Here is a 17,588-nt window from a genome sequence, read left to right on the forward strand (position 1 = left end):
CCGTGGGCCGGCTCCGCCGGCGCCATTGCGCCGAGCGCAAAGTCATCATTGCACCGAGCCGGTGATCCGTCCTAGCCTCCCTGCATGGACGCGTTGACACCGGCCGTGGACGGCCACGCGGTACTCGGGATCGCCGCCGTGGCACTGGGCATGGTGCTGTCGCCGGGGCCGAACATGATCTACCTGGTCTCGCGCTCGATCGCGCAGGGCCGCCGCGCCGGGCTGATCTCGCTGCTCGGGGTCGCGGTCGGATTCCTGGTCTACCTCGTCGCGGTGACGGCGGGCGTGGCCGCGGTCTTCTCGGTGGTGCCCGCCCTCTACACCGGGATCAAGCTGGCGGGTGCCGGCTACCTGCTCTGGCTGGCGTGGAAGGCGGTGAAGCCGGGCGGTACGGCGGTCTTCGCCCCGCAGCAGCTGACCCCGGACCCGCCGCGGCGCCTGTTCGCGATGGGCTTCCTGACCTGCCTGCTCAACCCCAAGATCGCCATCATGTACATCTCGCTGCTGCCCCAGTTCGTGGCCCCCGAACGCGGCCGCGTCGCCCTGCAGAGCCTGGTGCTGGGCCTGACGCAGATCGCGATCGCGGTGACCGTGAACGGCCTGATCGCGATGAGCGCGGGCGGCATCGCGGCCTTCCTCAACCGCCGCCCGGCCTGGCTGCGCGTCCAGCGCTACGCGATGGGGACCGTCCTCGCCGGCCTGGCGGTGCACATCGCCGCCGACCGCGCCAAGGCCGTCGCGGCCTAGGCTCCCCGGCCGGGAGCCACAGGCCCACGGGAGCCGTCGGGATCCGTCGGGATCCGCCCGGCGCACCTACGCCGTCCGGGCTGCCACCCGCAGCACCTCGTACCCGGCCTGGACGACGTGCGAGCCGAGCGTCGGCCCGGTGTTGGCCAGCGCCGCCACCGCGGCCGCAGTCTGCGGCGAGAACCCGACGAGCACCGTGAAGCCCCTGGTCGCCCCCGCGTGGAAGTACAGGTCGTGTCCGCCCGAGCGGCGGCGGTTCCACACCAGGCAGACCTCGTCGCCCGACCGCGGCAGCCGCAGCCGCGGCCGCCGCACCTCCCGCAGGGCGGCCCCCAGGGAGGTCCCCGCCGCGGCGTCCAGGCCGTCCAGGCCGTTCATGCCGTCCAGGCCGTCCAGGCCGTCGAGGTGGGCCCGCAGGTAGCGCAGCACATCGGCCCCGCTGGCCCGCACCGCGGCCGCTCCCGGCAGTCCGGGGGCGTGCCACGGCGGCAGTTCCCGGCCGCGCAGGTACCCGGTCGCCCGCCCCGGCGCGTCCGGTGCGCACCCGGTGGCGCGCAGTCCGAGCGGGCCGCAGATCCGTTCCGCGAGCAGCGCCCCGTACGGGGAGCGGCCCGTCTCGGCGAGTGCCCGCCCGAGCAGCCCGACTCCGTAGTTGGAGTACCGGTAGTGCTCACCGGGCCTGCGTCGAGGGGTGGTTCGGGCCAGCGCCGTCCGCAGGTCGTCGTCCCCGAACCCCGCGTAGGGGTTGCTGCGCCAGCGGGGGAGGGCGGCCGCCAGGAGCCCGGGAGGCAGCCGGGGCAGGCCCGAGGTGTGGGTGGCCAGGTGCAGCAGCCGGACGGGTTCGGCGCAACGGCTGGGTACCGGTGGCCAGTTCGGCGGGAGCCGGTGCTCCAGCGGGTCGTCCAGGGCGAGTTCGCCGCGGGCCGCCATCTCGGCCAGCAGGAGGGCGGTGAACGTCTTGCTCACCGAGCCGAGTTCGAAGACGGTGTCCGGCGTGCAGGCAGCTGCCCGGCCGCGCCCGGTCCGCCCGTGGCAGCGCACCTCCTGCCGTTCCCCCCGCGCCACGGCCACCGTGACGGCGGTGGCGTGGGGTTCGGCCGCCCGCACCACCGCCGCCACCGCGGTGTCCAGTGCGTTCACGCGGCCGCCGCGCCGGTGCCCAGCGCCCGGGCCAGGGTGACGTCGCCGGCCAGGACCGCGACCACGGCGGTGTGCTGGTGCTCCCGGAAGGACTCGTCGCGGTCCGAGCTCACCGCCTCGTTGGCCTCGCGCGGCACCAGTCCGTCGTCGTGCTGGACGGCGGCCAGCGCGTCCCAGCCCTGTCGGCCGGTGGCCGGTTCGCCGATGCAGGCGTCGACGATGAGGAGTTCGAGGGCGAGGTCCCACTGCCCGATCTCCAGCCAGACGTCGAGCCAGACCGGGAGCCAGTCGCGGACGTGGTCGCGCATCGGCTCGGGCAGGCCGTCCGGGTGGGCGCCCCAGTCGGTGAGGTGGAAGACGGTGTGCGTGATCTGGTAGGCGATCTCCCATTCGACGGCCCAGGGCTCGGGCGTGGCGCCGAGCCAGGTGCGGGCGGCGAGCGCGTCCCAGTCCGGCTGGTGGCTGAGCCCCACCAGCCGGCGGGCGTTGGCGACGGCGAGCCGCCGGTTGGCCTGGATCTCGGTGGCGTGGGCGGCGCGCAGGCGGCTGATCGATTCGAGGAGCTCCTCGAGGGCGGGGTGGCGGTAGCCGGCCCGGGCGAAGTGGCCGTAGAGCTCCAGCGGGTCGCTCATCGTGACGTGGCGCAGCTGGCGTTCGTACAGCAGGTCGCCCTCGCGGACCTCCTCCCACGCGTAGTCGAGCAGTTCCCGGGCGGCCCGGGTGCCGGCGGGCCCGGCGACGCCGTCGCGCAGGACGACGGAGGCTACCAGGGCGATCTCGCCGAGCGGCTTGTAGGCGTCGTTGGGGGTGGCGAGGTCGACGACGGTGTTGTCGGGGATCCGGCCGAGGCCGTCGCGGTGGGCGGCGTGCAGCCAGGTCATCGCGCGGGAGCCGACCTGCTGGGCGACGGAGAGGACGTGGGTGTCGGTCATGGGGCCTGGTTCCGTTCGGCGGTCGACGGGCGGGAGCGGTCGAGCAGCAGGCGGGCGACGGCGAGTTCGAGCCCGGTGCGGGCGCTCCCGTCACCGGCCAGGCGGATCCGGTCCAGGACGGGGCCGACGTCGAGCGGCAGCGGTCGGCCTTCGGCGGCGGCCCAGCCGAGCCAGCGGGCGAGCCGGGCGGCGGTGGTGAGGTCGCGGCGCATCATCGAGCGGACGGTGCCGCGGGCGAGGGCCAGGACCCGGGCCCGGGCGGTGTCGTGCACCGGGCCGTCGAGTCCGGGCAGGGCGAGGACGGACAGCTGCGCCATCCGCACCGACCAGGCCTGCCAGCCCAGCTCGTCGGGGCCCGGCAGCGGGGCGGGCGGTGGTACGGCCTCGCCGTAGGGGGTGCGGGCGAGCACCTGTCCGGCGGCCCAGTCCTGCCATCCGATCACCAGCGCGGCCTCTCGGGAGGGGGGTGCCGGTGCCGGGAGCGCCCGGCGGGCCTCGGCCAGCAGGGCGGCGGCGGGGCCGTCGGGTCCGGCTCCGGTGAGCAGCTGGGGGGAGAGGAGGTCGGCGCCGAGCAGTCGCACGGCGGCCAGCAGCGGGCGGGGTACGGCGGTGTCGGGGTCGACGAGCGCGGCCGCACCCCCGCCGCCCCGGAGGGCGTCGAGGGTCCGGCCCGCCACCCGCTCGACCGCCGCGGCGTAGTCGTCGCGGAGCGAGGTCTCGGCGAATGGCATCGGTGGTGTTCCTCCTTGGTGGGGCGGGCCGGCCCGTTCGCGGGGCCGGCCCGGCCTTCAGGTGGTGTGGCCGGCCCGCGTCACCGGGTCGGCTTCTCCTTCGGCGGCTTCGGCGATGCCAGGAGCAGGCCGAGCAGCAGGGCGGCACCCGCGGCCTCCGGCAGGTACGTGGGCGCGTCGGACACGACGGCCTCGTCCTCCACCATCAGGCTCGCGAGTGTCTCGGCCTCGGCGAGCGTCGCGCTGGGTGACGCCGAAGCGGTTTCCGTGCGGAACTGAGTAAGCATCAGATGTGCCTCCTCGCCTGGATTTCATCACCCGTTCGGGCGATGCCCCTGTCCGACACTACGAGCACGACCGATCGCCTGCATCCGCAGTCCGCTGAGCAGGGACGTTGCCCTGGGTGTGGGCTCGGCTGCGGGGAGTCGGTACGGTCAGGGGCATGACCACTGCCTTGATCACCGGCGCGACCGCCGGCATCGGAGCCGCTTTCGCCCGCCGACTCGCCCGCGGCGGCTACCGCCTCGTCCTGGTGGCCCGGGACACCGGGCGTCTAGAGCGGGCGAGCTCCGACCTGCACGCCGAGTACGGCGTCGAGGTGGAGGTGCTGACCGCCGACCTCGCGACGGACGAGGGCATCGCCGCCGTCGAGGCCCGGCTGGGCGACGCCGGGCGCCCGGTGGACCTGCTGATCAACAACGCCGGGTTCGGCAACAAGGGCGCCTTCGGGGCCGTTCCGCTGCAGGCGGAGCTGGACATGGTGAAGGTCCACGTCGAGGCGGTGCTGCGGCTGACCACGGCAGCCCTGCCGGGGATGCGCGAGCGCGGTCGGGGTGCGGTCGTCAACGTCGCCTCGGTGGCGGCCTTCCTGCCGCGGGGCACCTACGGGGCGAGCAAGGCGTGGGTGGTGAGCTTCACCCAGGGCGTGCTGCGCGACCTCGGCGGCACGGGCGTGCGGATGATGGCGCTGTGCCCGGGCTTCACCCGGACCGAGTTCCACGAGCGGGCGGGCATGGGCACCGGCAACATCCCGGCCTGGTCCTGGCTCTCGGCGGAGCGGGTGGTCGACGAGGCGATGCGCGACCTGGCGCGCGGCAGGTCGTTGTCGGTGCCGGGCCGTCGTTACAAGGTGGCGGTCGCCGTCGCGCGGATGCTGCCCCCGGGCAAGCTCGGCGGCGTGTCCTCGAAGGCGGCGCGCACCTACCGGACGGACTGAGGCGCCGGCCGACCGGGCGGGCGGATCGTGACGCCGGGCGGTCGGTCGGCCGACCGCCCGGTCGGGTCGGTCGGCGGCCCGGTCGGGGTCGGCGGTCGGCAGCCGGGCGCCGCGGCCGCGCGGGAATAGAGTAACTCTCACTATTAGCTTGTCTAACTATGAGCTATTCTCGCTATGCTGGCGGCCGCCCGACCGCCGACCCCGGCACACCCTGGGAGGCCCGCCCTTGAGGCCCGACGCCACCGACTGGACCGCCCCCGAACGCGCCGAGGGTGCCCCCCGCCCGCCGGCCCAGTGGCGGCGCATCCTCGCGCTGTTCCGCCCGTACGCGGGGCGACTGGCCGTCGTCGGGCTGCTGGTCGCCGCCTCCGCCGTCGTCTCGGTCGTCTCGCCGTTCCTGCTGAGGGCCGTGCTGGACACCGCCATCCCGCAGGGCCGCACCGGACTGCTCAGCCTGCTGGTGCTCGGCATGATCGCCGCGGCCGTGGTGAACAGCGTCTTCAGCGTGCTGCAGACGCTGATCTCCACCACCGTCGGCCAGCGCGTCATGCACGACCTGCGCACCGCCGTCTACGGCCACCTGCAGCGGCAGTCGCTCGCCTTCTTCACCCGCACCCGCACCGGTGAGGTGCAGTCCCGGATCGCCAACGACATCGGCGGCATGCAGTCCACGGTGACGTCCACCGCGACCAGCCTGGTCTCCAACTTCACCGCGGTGATCGCCTCGGTGGTCGCCATGGTCGCGCTCGACTGGCGCCTGACCGTCGTCTCGCTGGTGCTGCTGCCGCTGTTCGTCTGGATCAGCCGCCGGGTCGGCAACGAGCGCAAGCGGATCACCACCGAACGGCAGAAGCAGCTGGCCGCGATGAGTTCGGCCGTCCAGGAGTCGCTCTCCGTCAGCGGCATCCTGCTCGGCCGCACGATGGGCCGCTCCGACTCGCTCGCCCGCGAGTTCACCGGCCAGTCCGACCAGCTCGCCGACCTGGAGGTGCGGGCCAGCATGGCCGGCCGCTGGCGGATGAACACCATCCAGATCGTGATGGCCGCGATGCCCGCGCTGATCTACTGGGCTGCCGGGCTGTCCGCCGCCGACGGCGCCCCGATCGTCTCGGTCGGCACCCTGGTCGCCTTCGTGACCCTCCAGCAGGGCCTGTTCCGCCCGACCGTCAGCCTGCTCTCCACGGGCGTGCAGGTGCAGACCTCGCTCGCGCTCTTCCAGCGCATCTTCGAGTACCTGGACCTGCCGGTGGAGATCGCCGAGCCGGCCGGGGCGGTCGGCCTGGCCGAGGTCCGCGGCGAGGTCCGCTTCGAGGGCGTGGACTTCCGCTACGACCCGGACCAGGAGCGGCCCACGCTGTCCGGCGTCGACCTGGTCGTCCCGGCCGGGAGCTCGCTGGCCGTGGTCGGCGAGACGGGCTCCGGCAAGACCACGCTCAGCTACCTGGTGCCGAGGCTGTACGACGTCACGGGCGGCCGGGTCGCCATCGACGGCGTGGACGTGCGCGAGCTGTCCTTCGACACCCTGGCCCGCGCGGTCGGCGTGGTCTCCCAGGAGACCTACCTCTTCCACGCCTCGGTCGCCGAGAACCTGCGCTTCGCCAAGCCGGACGCCACCGACGCCGAACTCGTCGAGGCCGCCCGGGCCGCGCAGGTCCACGAGACCGTCGCCGCCCTGCCGGACGGCTACGACACCCTGGTCGGCGAGCGCGGCTACCGCTTCTCCGGTGGCGAGAAGCAACGCCTCGCGCTGGCCCGGACGATCCTGCGCAACCCGCCGGTGCTCATCCTCGACGAGGCCACCAGCGCCCTGGACAACCGCACCGAGCGCGCCGTCCAGCAGGCCGTGGACACCCTGGCCGCGGGCCGCACCACGATCACCATCGCGCACCGGCTCTCCACCGTGCGCACCGCCGACCAGATCGCCGTCCTGGACCACGGCGAGGTCGTCGAACTCGGCACCCACGACGAGCTGGTCGAGCTGGACGGGCGCTACGCGGCACTGCTGCGCAGGGAGGCGCCGGAGCCGGTCGCGCCCGTCCGGGAGCCGGGTCTCGCGGACGCGGGGCCGGCCCTCCTGGACCAGGAGCCGGCCGTCCTGGTCCGGTGAGCCGGGCACCCGGGCACCCGGGCACCCGGGCGGCGGGTCGCGCGGGAGCGACCGGCCGGCCCGGGCCGCCGGACGGGCCTACGCGGCCTTCGGCACCTCGTTGTAGTTCTCCGCGACCTCCTGGCCGGAGAGCCGCTGGATCGCCGCCATCACCTCGTCGGTCACCTGTCGACGGGCCTTCAGCGAGCGGGCCTGCCCGTGCAGCTCGTCGAAGTGCAGCGGCTCGCCGAAACGGACCGTCACCTTCCTGAGCCGCGGCAGCCGCTTGCCGACCGGCAGGATGTGCTCCGGCCCCTCCAGCGCCACCGGCACCACGGGGACACCGGCGGTGAGGGCCAGCCAGGCGACGCCCGTCTTGCCCCGGTAGAGCCGCCCGTCGAGCGAGCGGGTGCCCTCCGGGTAGATGCCGAAGGCCTTGCCGTCCTCGAGGATCTCCAGCGCGGACTCCAGCGAGGCCTGGGCGGAGCGGTAGGTGCCGCGCTCCACCGGCACCGCGCCGATCGACTCGAAGAAGCCCTTGGAGAGCCGGCCCTTGAGCCCCGTCCCGGTGAAGTACTCGGCCTTGGCGAGGAAGTGGACCCGGCGCGGGGCGGTCAGCGGGATCACCACGCTGTCGATGAAGGACAGGTGGTTGCTGGCCAGGATGACCCCGCCCTTGCGCGGCACGTTCTCGATGCCCTCGATGGACGGGCGCCAGATGCCGCGCGAGACGGGTTTCAGCAGCAGCCTGGTGACGAGGTCGAGCATGGTCCCTCCCTGGACGAACGAACGCCCGGGAGGTGCCCGGGCCTGCAATCAGATCCGCAGACTACGACACCCACCCCCGCGCCCGTCCACTCCCGCCGACCGTGGCGCACACCACGGCCGGGTAGGGTACCGCCGTCCGCACCGAGCACAACCCGCAGTACCAGGAGGGCACGATGGAGACCACTGAGGCGATCAAGGCCATGTTCGACCGTTTCGACAAGGACGGCGACGGCAGGATCACCCCGGCCGAGTACGCGCTGGCCGCCAACGAGATGGGCGACCACGACGTCACCATCTCGATGGCCGAGGCGCTGATCAACACGATGGACACCGACCACGACGGTGTGCTGACCTTCGACGAGTTCCTGGCCGCCCGCCGGCGCTGAGCCCGCGCCGACGGGGCCGGTCGCCGTACGGCGGCACCGGCCCCGTCCGCAGCCGCTCCCTATCCGCACCCGCACCGCTGGGATCCGCCGGGCCGGGACGTTCGCCGCCGGGCCGGGACGTCGCCCGTGCGTCAGGACCCGGCTCCCGGGTCAGGAGCCGGTTCCCGCGTCAGGGCCCCGGTTCCCGCGTCAGGACGGCACCGGGAAGACCCGGCGCACCACCCGCTCCGAGGCCCCGCCGTCGTCCCACGGGCAGAACCGGGCCCGGAACCGCGCCCGCGCGGCCGGCTCCGGATCGCCGGCCAGCAGCGCCTCCACCAGCCCCTCCGGATCCACCGTGACGGCCCCCGGCGGTTCGGCGAACAGGTCGAAGTAGACGCCGCGCACCCGCTGGTACTCCTCCCAGTCGGGCGCGAAGACCACGACCGGACGGTCCAGCACCGCGTAGTCGAACATCATCGACGAGTAGTCCGTCACCAGCACGTCCGCCGCGAGGTAGAGGTCCTCCACCGTGGGGTGCGCCGAGACGTCCACGATCTCGGCCGAGCCCTCGTCCGCCGCGAGGTCCCCCGGCCCGCCGGTGTGGAAGTAGTGGGTGCGCACCAGCAGCGTGTAGTGCGGGCCCAGCCGCCGGGCCAGTTCCCGCACGTCCAACAGCGGGACGTACCCGCCCTGGTCGCCGCGGTGGGTCGGGGCGTACAGCACGGCGGTGCCGCCGGGCCGCAGCCCGAACCGCTCGCGCATGGCGCGCACCTCGTCCCGGGTGGCGTTGGCCAGCCGGTCGTTGCGCGGGTACCCGGTGTCCAGCATCTCGTACCGGCCGGGGAAGGCGCGGGCGAAGTGCTCGCTGGTGTGCGGGTTGGAGGAGACCAGGAAGTCCCAGCGGTCGATCGCCTCCCGGAGCCGGTCGAAGTCCATCCCGCCGGCCGCCTCGGGGCGGTCCCGCAGGTCCATGCCCATGGCCTTGAGCGGGGTGCCGTGCTGGGTCTGGACGTGCACCGTGCCCGGCCGCTTCGCCATCGTGCGCGGGAAGTTGACGTTGTTCACGAAGTACTTGGCGGTCGCCATCACCTTGAGGTAGGCGGGTGTGTTGACGATCACGTACGGCACCCCGGGCGGCATGGTGGCGGCCTGCTTGCGGTTCTCCACCACCCACACGCCCCGGACCTGCGGCGCCAGCTCCCTGGCCTTCTCGTAGATCGCCGCCGGGCTGCACGCGTAGCCGCGGTGCCAGTAGGCCGCGTAGACGGCCAGGTTCTCGTCCAGCGGCAGCCGGCGGAAGGCGTTGTACGCGGTGAACCGGGCGCTGCTGCGCACGCCCTTCTTCACCGCCGGGGCCACCGCGCGCGCCCCGCGCTTGAGTTCGCGCGGCAGGCGGCCGGTGCGGCGCAGCTCGGCGTACGCGATCCGGGCACCGCGGGCGGCCAGCCGGTACTGCACGCCGCGCACGCCGCCCGGGAACTGGTAGCCGTCGGGGCGGTGGCGGGCGAAGTGCTGGGTGATCCGGCGGAAGAACTCCTTGCGCCGGTCGAGGGGGACGAGCCCGGGGGTGTCGTAGACGTTCAGGGCCTGCCGGACGGTCCGGTCGAAGACCAGGGTGCGCAGCGAGGCCGGGACGGGCTCCCCGGGGCGGTCCGGGCGGTCCAGGAAGGCGAAGATCGCCTCGTACTGGGCGAAGACGTCGGCGTGCCGGGGGGAGGCGGTCGCGGTGATCGCGCCCTCCCGGCCGCGCCGGTAGACGTAGCAGGGCCGGTCCAGGTAGCGCAGCCGCCCGGCCGCCAGCAGTGCGGGGTAGGTGACCGAGATGTCCTCGTAGTAGCCGCGGCCGAAGGAGACGCCGAGGCCCTCCAGGTAGGCGCGGCGGAACACCTTGTTCCAGACCGACATCACGGTGTTGAACAGCGCCGGGTGCTCGGCCAGGGTGCAGCCGTCGACCAGTGGGGAGCCCAGCAGCACGTGGCGCCACGGGTTGGGCTCGGTCCCGCCGTCGGGGTACACGTGGGTGAAGTCGGTGATCAGGACGTCGGCGGGGGTCTCGCGGCGCTGCTCCTGGCGCAGCTCGTCCAGGACGACGCTGACGGTGCGCTCGGGCAGCCGGTCGTCGCTGTCCACGAACCAGACGTACTCGCCGCGCACGTGCGGCAGCGCGGCGGTGCGGGCGCCGCCGAGGCCCTGGTTCTCGGTGAGGTGCAGGACCCGCAGCCGGGGGTCGCGGGCGGCGTACTCGTCCAGGATCGCGCCGCAGCCGTCGGGGGAGCGGTCGTCGACCGCGATCACCTCGAAGCGGGACTCCGCGGCGGGGGTGTCGCCGAGGATCGAGTCGAGGCAGTGCGGGAGGAACCGCTCCACGCCGTGGACCGGGAGCACGATGCTGAGGAGGAGGGACACGCTGGCCGAGTCTACCGACCGGCGCGGCGCGACCTGCGGGGACGTCCGGTCGGCCGGATCGGGGCGGGTGGACGGGCCCCTGGCCCCGGAGCCGCCGGTGCCGGGCCCCTGGCGGGGCGGCACCGGCAGCCTGGTGGCGGCCCGGCCGACCCTCTACGGCCGGCCGCCGGTCCGGGCACCTGGCGAGCCTGGCCGCCGCAGCGTCGAGGCGGCCGGGCAGTGGCTCGCAGGAGCCGGAGTTCTTCATCACTCGAACACGCGATCGGTGCGGTGCGGGCACCTGCGTGTTCTCAGAGATATTGCTTGGAGGAATCCCGGGAGTCAATCCCTCGAATGTGTTCACTTCATGAAGTCAGGGGGATCTGTCGACCGGTCTCCATGTCGACCTCCGGGGGGTTGTCCCCTTTATATGTGCCGCGCGTCGTTCCCCGCCATCGCCCCCGCCGTCCTCCCTCTCGCCGCCCCGCCGTCCTCCCCCTCGGTCGTTCCCTCGGTCGTTCCCTCGTCGGCGACGACCGGGTGCGCCCGGCGCACTCGGCGCACTCGGCCGGACCGGGCGCCGGGCCAGTGCCTCCGGACACCGGTGACGAACGGCTGGTCGTGCACCATCATTGATGCCTAGTCGTGACCGGCCGGGTAGCCCCTGGTGCATCGTCAGTTGACGCCGCACGGTACGGTGGCACAACACCAGGGACGGTTGCGCGAAGGCCGTCCATCGCGGATAGTCTTCGCCTCTGGCCCTGGCGCCTCGTAGGGGTGGGAAGAACTGATGGAACACATGCAAGTGCGGACTCGGCCCCGTGTGCCGGCGATCCAGTGCGGTGTCGGCACGACCGGCCGCCGGATCGAGCGACACCTGGCCGTGCTCGGCGCGCCCGCGCTCCCGGCGGTGGACACCGCCGAGGCGCTCGGGCTGATAAGGGAGCTGACCCCGCGCGGCGCGGACGCTCCGGCGACCCGGCGCCGCCACGTGCGGGTCTCGCTGCTGTCGCCGCTGCGGCGGCTGCGCCGCAGCCTCTTCGGCGGACGCGGCTAGGGCCTCCGGGCCCTGGCCCGGGAATCCCGGCCGGGGGGCCTCGGCCCGCCGCGCACACCGGGATCCCGACCCGACGGACCACCAGGACCGTCGGGTCTTCGGCGTACCCGGGGAGTGCGCGGGGCCGGCCGCGGACCGGCGCGGGCCACGGCCCGGGCACCGCCCCCCGAGCGCCCCGTCTGGTCTGAACCTCTCACCCTACGCCCGCGTGCCGGCCCGGCGAGCGGAGTCGGCGAGGTACTGCGCGGGCACGGGCCCGGTGGGTGAGGATGGCGCCATGGCGGACAACACCCACTCCACCCCCACCAGCCCCTTCCAGACCACCACCTTCGAGATCACCACCGGCAGCCGCGAGGTCGCGCTCGACATCACCGACCGCTGCACCGGGTTCCTCACCGAGCGGGCCGCCGGCCGCGACGGCCTGCTCAACGTCTTCGTCCCGCACGCCACCGCGGGGATCGCCGTCCTGGAGACGGGCTCCGGCAGCGACGAGGACTTCCTCGCCGTCCTGCGCGAGCTGCTCCCCGCCGACGACCGCTGGCGCCACCGCCACGGCAGCCCCGGACACGGACGGGACCACGTCGTCCCCGGCCTGGTCGCCCCGCACGCCACGCTGCCGGTGATCGGGGGCCAACTGGCGCTCGGCATCTGGCAGTCCGTGGTGCTGGTCGACACCAACGGGGACAACCCGCGCCGAACCGTCCGGCTCTCCTTCCTCGGCTGAGCGGCCGACCGGACCGGACCTGGCCGGACCTGGCCAGGTCCGGCACGTCACCGCACCGCGCCGGGCCGGGCCGTGCCGTGCCGTGCCTGGGCGGTGGGCGAACGCTCCGTTCGGCGCGAGCGCATCTTGCCGGCTCACGTCCGCGGCCCACGTCCCCCGGCTCGGGCCCGTCGGCCGGGGCTCGCCGCCCCGCGCGCGGTCAGCCGTGCGCGGCGGGGTCCGCGACCGCGGCGGCCACCGCGGCGAGGTAGCGCTCGATCGCCAGGTACTGGCAGAGCTGCGCCACCGGTCGCCCCAGCCGCGCGTACCAGGCGCTCAGCCGGGAGAACGCGGCCACCTCGAACCACACCGCTCCGTCGGCGTCCATCGACACCAGGAACGCCTCCTCGCCGCACTCCGGGTGCCCGGGCAGCGTGCCGTAGGCGAAGCCGATCCGGTCCGGCCGGTCCACCGTCCACACCACCCGGCAGGGGATGACCAGCCGCGGCCACCGCCCGCCCGGCAGGCTCAGCCGCAACAGGACCGTCGCCCCCTCCTCGGCCGGCGCGTGCGGGTACACGGCGAACCCGGTGCCCAGCTGGCTGCCCCAGCCGAGCACGTACCGCCCGGCCCGGGCCAGCACCTGCGGCCCGTGGCCGAGGTGCACCCGGCGCCGCAGGTGCGCGTAGCCGGCCGGCAGGGGGCCGCCCCGGGTGGCGCCCACCTCGGGGTAGGAGGGGGCGGCGGCGCGGGCCGCGAGCAGGCGGTCGTGGAGGTCGGCGGGCATGCGGCCCACCGTAGCCGGGGGCGGCGCGGGCCCCCTCGGCGGGCCGGGGAAGGGGCGAGGAAGGGCTGGGGAAGGGGCCGGGGCCCCGGGGCCTGCGCGGCCCCCGCCTTGCGGAGGGCACCGCCCGCGCAGTAGGAAGGCGGCATGAGTGACGGCACGAGGGACGAGGACACGACGGTCTGCGGGCTCGCCCCGGAGGCCGGGGCCGGGGCCGCGCTGGTGCCCGCCCCGGCGCAGGCCGGGCCGCGGGCCGACTGCGTCCTGTGCGGGGAGCCGACCGAACTGCCCGCCGACCACCCGGGCAGCACCCTCTGCCCGGTCTGCGCCTGGCAGCAGGCGCAGCGGATCGCCTGCTCGGGCTGACGCCCGGCGGGCTCAGGCGTCCTCCCTCCCGGCCAGGGCCAGGGTGGAGCCGTGCCGCCCCTTGCGCACCAGCAGCTGCGCCGGGATCCGGCTGCGCAGGTCGGCGACGTGGCTGACGATGCCGACCGCGCGGTCCCGCTCGCGCAGGCCGTCGAGGACGTCCATCACCTCCTCCAGGGACTGCTCGTCGAGCGTGCCGAAGCCCTCGTCGATGAACAGGGTGTCCAGCGGCATGCCGCCGGCCTCGTCGGTGACCACGTCGGCCAGGCCGAGGGCGAGCGCGAGGGAGGCGAAGAACCCCTCGCCCCCGGAGAGCGTCGCGGTGTCGCGCTCGGTGCCCGTCCAGGCGTCCACCACCCGCAGGGCCAGGCCCGAGCGCTTGTTGCCACTGCCCCGGTCGTCGCTGTGCACCAGGGTGTACCGGCCGCCGGACATCCGCACCAGGCGGTCGCTCGCCGCCGCCGCGACCTGCTCCAGCCGGGCCGCCAGCACGTACGACTCCAGGCGCATCCGCAGCCGGTTCTCGGTGGAGGTGCCGGCGGCCAGGGCGGCCAGCCGGTTGATCCGCCCGTACCGCTCCAGCGCCGGCGCCAACCCGGCGGCCAGCTCGCCCAGCTGCCGGCCGATCGCGGCCAGTGCCGCGCAGCGCTCACCGGCCGCCGCCCGGGCGGCGTGCGCCCGGCCCAGCCGGTCGGTGGCGGCAGCGAGCGCGGCCGCCGCGGCCGGCAGGTCCACCGGCGGGCGGGCCGCGGCCTCGGCCAGTTCCGGCAGCGCCAGCTCGCGCCGCACGGCGGCCGACTCCGCGCGGTGCCGCTCGACCCGCGCCTCCAACCGCTCGCGCTCCGGGCGGGGCAGCAGCACCGCCAGGGCCTCCCCGGCGTTCGGGAAGCCGGCCGCGGCGGCGGCCCTGGTCAGCTCCTCCTCCGCGTCGCCCAGCCGGGCCAGGGCCCGGTCACGGGCGGCGGCGGCCCCGGCCACCGCGGCGACCAGCTCGACCAGCCGCTCCAGCTCCGCCGCCCGGTCGGCGACCGAGTCGGCCTCGCCGCGGGCGGCGGACACCAGCGCGGTGAGCTCCCGCCGCTCCAGGTCGAGCGCCTGGAGGCGGTCGGTGCGCACGGCGCCGCGCTCGCGGGCCTCGCGCAGCTCGGCGAGCCGGCGGGTCTGGTCCGCCGACAGCCGGGCGACCTCCTGCTCGACCCGGCCGAGCGCCTCCGCCGCGTGCAGCGCCTCGTGGTGCTCGCGGGCCAGCTCGTCGAGGGCCCGCGCCAGCGCGTCGACGGCCTCCGGCCCGGCCGCCCCGGCCGCGGTGGCCTCGCGGACCCGCAGTGCGGTGAGCGCCTGGTCGGCCGCCGTCCAGGCCTGCTCGGCGACGGCCTGGGCCCGTTGTGCCCGTTCCTCGTCGCCCGCGGCGACCAGGGCCCCGGCGGCCTCGGCCGGTGCCGGGTGCTCGGGCGATCCGCAGACCCGGCAGGCCTCGCCCGCCCGCAGCTGCTCGGCCAGCTCGGCCGCCATTCCGGTCAGACGGCGTTCGCGCAGGCTCAGGCAGTGCTCGCGGGCGTCCAGCGCGGCCGTGCGCAGCGCGCTCACCCGCGGTTCCTCGGCGGCGATCCGGGCCCGCAGCCCGTCGCGCTCCCGGGCGGCGTCCAGCCGGGCTGCCGACTCGGCGCGCCGGCCGTCCAGCTGCTCCACCCGCAGGCCCGCGGCCCGGGCCTCGGACTGCTGAGCCCGGAGGCCGTCGAGCCGCTCGTCGTACTCCGCCAGCCAGTCCTCGGCCTCCTCGGCGAGCTCCTCGGCCCGCCGGCGTTCCTCGTCCAGGAGCCGCTGCTCGCGGGCGAGTTCGGCGCAGCGCCGCTCCTGCGTCCGGGCCGTCTCCAGCCGGACCAGCTCCGCGCGCAGGCGCCGTTCGGCCTCGGCCAGGGCCGCCGCGGGAGCCTCGGCCAGGGCCGGGCCCTCCTCCGCGCCGACCTCACCGGCCTCCTCCGCGCCGACCTCACCGGCACCGCGGCCCCCGCCGGCCGGGACGCGGGCGCCCGCGTCCGGCCGGGCCAGCGCCGCGCGGTGCCGGCGCTCGTCCTCCCGGGCCCGCCCGAGGGCGTCGGCCGCGCCCTCGCGCAGCCGCAGCGCGGACTCCACCCCGACGGCCGCCTGCGCCGCCGCCAGCCGCCGGCCGTCCGCGGCCGCCTCGGCCTCCGCTGCGGCCAGCCGGTCGGCCCGCCGCAGCGCCTCCCGGTGGCGGCCCTGGCGGCCGGCCAACTCCTCGGCCTCCCCGCGATCGGCCTGGGCCGCCCGCTGCGCGGCCTCGGCACCCTCGAGCGCCGCCTCGGCGACCGCGAGCTGCTCGGCCGCTCCGCCGCGCAGCACGGCCGCCCAGCCGAGCACCCCGGCGGTCAGGTCCGCGGCGTCCTCCTCGGCGGGAACCCAGTCCGCGGCGGGCTCGGCGTCCGGGCCGGCCGCCTGCTCGGCCTTGCTGGCGAGGTCCCGCAGCCGGCGCCGACCGGCCTGGACGGCGGCCTCCTGGGCCCGGCGCTGCTCCGCGAGCCACGCCTCGACGTGTTGGAAGCGCTCGGTGTCGAAGAGCCGCCGGAGCAGCTTGCCGCGCTCCTCCGAATCGGCCTTGAGGAAGCGGGCGAAGTCGCCCTGCGGCAGCAGCACCACCTGGCAGAACTGCTCCCGGTTCATGCCGATCAGCCGGTGGATCTCCTCGCCGGCCTCCTGGTGGGACTTGCTGACCGCCCGCCAGCCGGGCGTGCCGTCGCCCGCGTCCGCGGCCCACTCCCGCAGCAGGGTCTGCGGGCGCTCGACCGTGGTGCCGGTGCCGACCTTCTTCGGGCGGCGCTGCTCGGGCAGCCGGGTGATCTGCAGCCGCCGCCCGCCGAGCGTCAGCTCCAGCCGGACCTCGGTCAGCCGGCGCGGGTCGGCGTGGTCGCTGCGCAGCCGGTTGGCGCGGCGGGTGCCGGGCACGTCCCCGTACAGGGCGAAGCAGACGGCGTCCAGCACGCTGCTCTTGCCCGCGCCCGTCGCCCCGCGCAGCAGGAACAGGCCACCGGCGGCGAGCGCGTCGAAGTCGACCGTCTCGCTGCCCGCGAACGGGCCGAAGGCGGTCACGGTGAGCCGGTGCAGTCTCATCGGGGCAGGTCCGCCTTCCGGTCGGTGTTCTCCCGGACGCTCTCGAACCCGGTGCGCAGCCAGTCCAGCTCGTCGCCGTCCGGCTCCGCGCCGGGGCGCACGTGCCGCAGGAAGCCCTCCGCGACCTCCAGGTCGGCGCGGCCGCTGACCCGGGCCGCGTAGGAGCGCGTCGGCTCCGCGTCGGCGTCCTCCGGGTCGAAGAGCAGCTGCAGGGTGTGCGGGAAGCGGCGGCGCAGCTTCTCCATCGGCTCGCTCGGGCGGGCCGCGTCGGTGAGGGTGGCCTGCACCCAGGACTGCTCGTGGGGCGCGTACGCCTCGTCGGTGAGCAGCGCGTCGAGACCGTCGCGCAGGGTGACCAGTGGGCGCGGCTGCGGGCAGTCGACCCGCTCCGCGGCGACCGACCCGTCGGCGGCGAGGTCGACCAGCCACATGGTCTTGCGCTGGTTCGCCTCGGAGAAGGAGTAGGCGAGCGGGGAGCCGCTGTACCGCAGGTGCGGGGCGAGGGTCTGACAGCCGTGCAGGTGGCCGAGCGCCGCGTAGTGCACGCCGTCGAAGACCGCGGCCGGCACCGAGGCGACCCCGCCGACCGCGATGTCCCGCTCGCTGTCGCTCGCCGTGCCGCCGGTCACGAAGGCGTGCGCGAGCACCACCGCACGGGTGCCCGCCGGGCGGGCCGCCAGATCGGCCCGGACCTCGTCCATCGCCGCGCCGAGCACCGCCGCGTGCCCGCCGCGCTCCAGCCCGAACCGCTCGCGCACCAGCGTCGGCTCCAGGTACGGCAGGCCGTAGACCGCCACCGGGCCGTGCTCGTCCGCCAGCAGCACCGGGACGGCGCACTCTCCCGGGTCGGTGCGCAGGTGCACGCCGGCCCGGCCGATCAGCCCGGCGCCGACGCCCAGCCGGCGGGCCGAGTCGTGGTTGCCGCTGATGAACACCGTCGGCACGCCCAGCCCGGCCAGCCGGTGCAGCACGTCGTCGAACAGCGCGACCGCGTCCAGCGCGGGCAGCGCCCGGTCGTACACGTCCCCGGCGACCAGCACGGCGTCCACGTGCTGCTCCCGGACCACGTCCACCAGGTGGTCCAGGAAGGCGCGCTGGGCGTCGTGCAGGCTCTCCCGGTGGAAGGAGCGGCCGAGGTGCCAGTCGGAGGTATGCAGCAGTCGCATGGTCCCCGACCCT

General features: G+C 75.5%; 16 protein-coding genes. 7 read left to right on the plus strand and 9 right to left on the minus strand.

Translation table 11 applies throughout. The annotated features are described in order from the left end of the window. Nucleotides 1-84 precede the first annotated feature (84 nt). Entirely contained in the window at nucleotides 85-747 is a 663-nt protein-coding gene (locus AB0N04_RS01340) for a LysE family translocator (RefSeq protein ID WP_360219679.1), read from the plus strand. Nucleotides 748-813: 66 nt separating this feature from the next. Here the strand turns inward: AB0N04_RS01340 and AB0N04_RS01345 are convergent, their stop codons facing one another. The 4 genes from AB0N04_RS01345 to AB0N04_RS01360 form a co-directional block, all read right to left on the minus strand. Next, nucleotides 814-1,887: a serine hydrolase domain-containing protein gene (locus AB0N04_RS01345; RefSeq protein ID WP_360219676.1), complete on the minus strand. Its 1,074-nt coding sequence runs from the start codon at nucleotides 1,885-1,887 to the stop codon at nucleotides 814-816. Continuing rightward, the gene (locus AB0N04_RS01350) at nucleotides 1,884-2,819 is read right to left on the minus strand and encodes a hypothetical protein (protein WP_360219673.1); all 936 of its coding nucleotides are present in this window, start codon (nucleotides 2,817-2,819) and stop codon (nucleotides 1,884-1,886) included. The genes AB0N04_RS01345 and AB0N04_RS01350 overlap by 4 nt, the downstream gene beginning before the upstream one ends. Then, a complete protein-coding gene (locus AB0N04_RS01355) occupies nucleotides 2,816-3,550 on the minus strand; it encodes a hypothetical protein (RefSeq protein WP_360219670.1) in 735 nt (244 codons plus the stop codon). The genes AB0N04_RS01350 and AB0N04_RS01355 overlap by 4 nt, the downstream gene beginning before the upstream one ends. 80 nt (nucleotides 3,551-3,630) lie before the next feature. Next, entirely contained in the window at nucleotides 3,631-3,837 is a 207-nt protein-coding gene (locus tag AB0N04_RS01360; RefSeq protein WP_360219667.1) for a hypothetical protein, read from the minus strand. A gap of 155 nt (nucleotides 3,838-3,992) precedes the next feature. On the opposite strand from AB0N04_RS01360, the gene AB0N04_RS01365 reads away from it, so the two are divergent. Both AB0N04_RS01365 and AB0N04_RS01370 read left to right on the plus strand, forming a co-directional pair. Then, nucleotides 3,993-4,766 (plus strand): SDR family NAD(P)-dependent oxidoreductase, encoded by a 774-nt coding sequence (locus tag AB0N04_RS01365; RefSeq protein ID WP_360219664.1) that lies wholly within the window; start codon nucleotides 3,993-3,995, stop codon nucleotides 4,764-4,766. Between the two features lie 226 nt (nucleotides 4,767-4,992). Next, complete coding sequence (locus tag AB0N04_RS01370) at nucleotides 4,993-6,873, plus strand: ABC transporter ATP-binding protein (protein WP_360219661.1); 1,881 nt, start codon at nucleotides 4,993-4,995, stop codon at nucleotides 6,871-6,873. A 78-nt stretch (nucleotides 6,874-6,951) separates the two neighbouring features. On the opposite strand, the gene AB0N04_RS01375 is transcribed toward AB0N04_RS01370, so the two are convergent. Further along, a complete protein-coding gene (locus AB0N04_RS01375; protein WP_360219658.1) occupies nucleotides 6,952-7,620 on the minus strand; it encodes a lysophospholipid acyltransferase family protein in 669 nt (222 codons plus the stop codon). A 173-nt stretch (nucleotides 7,621-7,793) separates the two neighbouring features. Here AB0N04_RS01375 and AB0N04_RS01380 point away from each other — a divergent pair, with 173 nt between their 5' ends. Further along, entirely contained in the window at nucleotides 7,794-8,006 is a 213-nt protein-coding gene (locus AB0N04_RS01380; RefSeq protein ID WP_360219655.1) for an EF-hand domain-containing protein, read from the plus strand. Between the two features lie 189 nt (nucleotides 8,007-8,195). Here AB0N04_RS01380 and AB0N04_RS01385 read toward each other — a convergent pair whose 3' ends face one another. Continuing rightward, entirely contained in the window at nucleotides 8,196-10,394 is a 2,199-nt protein-coding gene (locus AB0N04_RS01385) for a bifunctional glycosyltransferase family 2 protein/CDP-glycerol:glycerophosphate glycerophosphotransferase (protein WP_360219652.1), read from the minus strand. Between the two features lie 769 nt (nucleotides 10,395-11,163). Between AB0N04_RS01385 and AB0N04_RS01390 the strand changes: the two genes are divergently transcribed. After that, on the plus strand, nucleotides 11,164-11,430 hold the full coding sequence (locus AB0N04_RS01390) for a hypothetical protein (RefSeq protein ID WP_360219649.1): 267 nt from the start codon (nucleotides 11,164-11,166) through the stop codon (nucleotides 11,428-11,430). 277 nt (nucleotides 11,431-11,707) lie between these two features. Further along, nucleotides 11,708-12,154, plus strand: coding sequence for a YjbQ family protein (locus tag AB0N04_RS01395; RefSeq protein ID WP_360219646.1), 447 nt, complete (start codon nucleotides 11,708-11,710; stop codon nucleotides 12,152-12,154). A gap of 199 nt (nucleotides 12,155-12,353) precedes the next feature. Here the strand turns inward: AB0N04_RS01395 and AB0N04_RS01400 are convergent, their stop codons facing one another. Continuing rightward, nucleotides 12,354-12,920, minus strand: a complete 567-nt coding sequence (locus tag AB0N04_RS01400) for a DUF1990 domain-containing protein (protein WP_360219643.1) — start codon at nucleotides 12,918-12,920, stop codon at nucleotides 12,354-12,356. A gap of 144 nt (nucleotides 12,921-13,064) precedes the next feature. Between AB0N04_RS01400 and AB0N04_RS01405 the strand changes: the two genes are divergently transcribed. Further along, nucleotides 13,065-13,283, plus strand: a complete 219-nt coding sequence (locus tag AB0N04_RS01405; RefSeq protein ID WP_360219640.1) for a hypothetical protein — start codon at nucleotides 13,065-13,067, stop codon at nucleotides 13,281-13,283. A gap of 12 nt (nucleotides 13,284-13,295) precedes the next feature. Here AB0N04_RS01405 and AB0N04_RS01410 read toward each other — a convergent pair whose 3' ends face one another. After that, on the minus strand, nucleotides 13,296-16,409 hold the full coding sequence (locus AB0N04_RS01410; protein WP_360219637.1) for an SMC family ATPase: 3,114 nt from the start codon (nucleotides 16,407-16,409) through the stop codon (nucleotides 13,296-13,298). After that, on the minus strand, nucleotides 16,406-17,575 hold the full coding sequence (locus tag AB0N04_RS01415) for an exonuclease SbcCD subunit D (RefSeq protein WP_360219634.1): 1,170 nt from the start codon (nucleotides 17,573-17,575) through the stop codon (nucleotides 16,406-16,408). Before AB0N04_RS01415 ends, AB0N04_RS01410 begins: the two co-directional genes overlap by 4 nt. Between the last annotated feature and the right edge of the window lie 13 nt (nucleotides 17,576-17,588).

The organism is Kitasatospora sp. NPDC051702, assembly GCF_040681575.1.
Taxonomy (GTDB): domain Bacteria; phylum Actinomycetota; class Actinomycetes; order Streptomycetales; family Streptomycetaceae; genus Kitasatospora.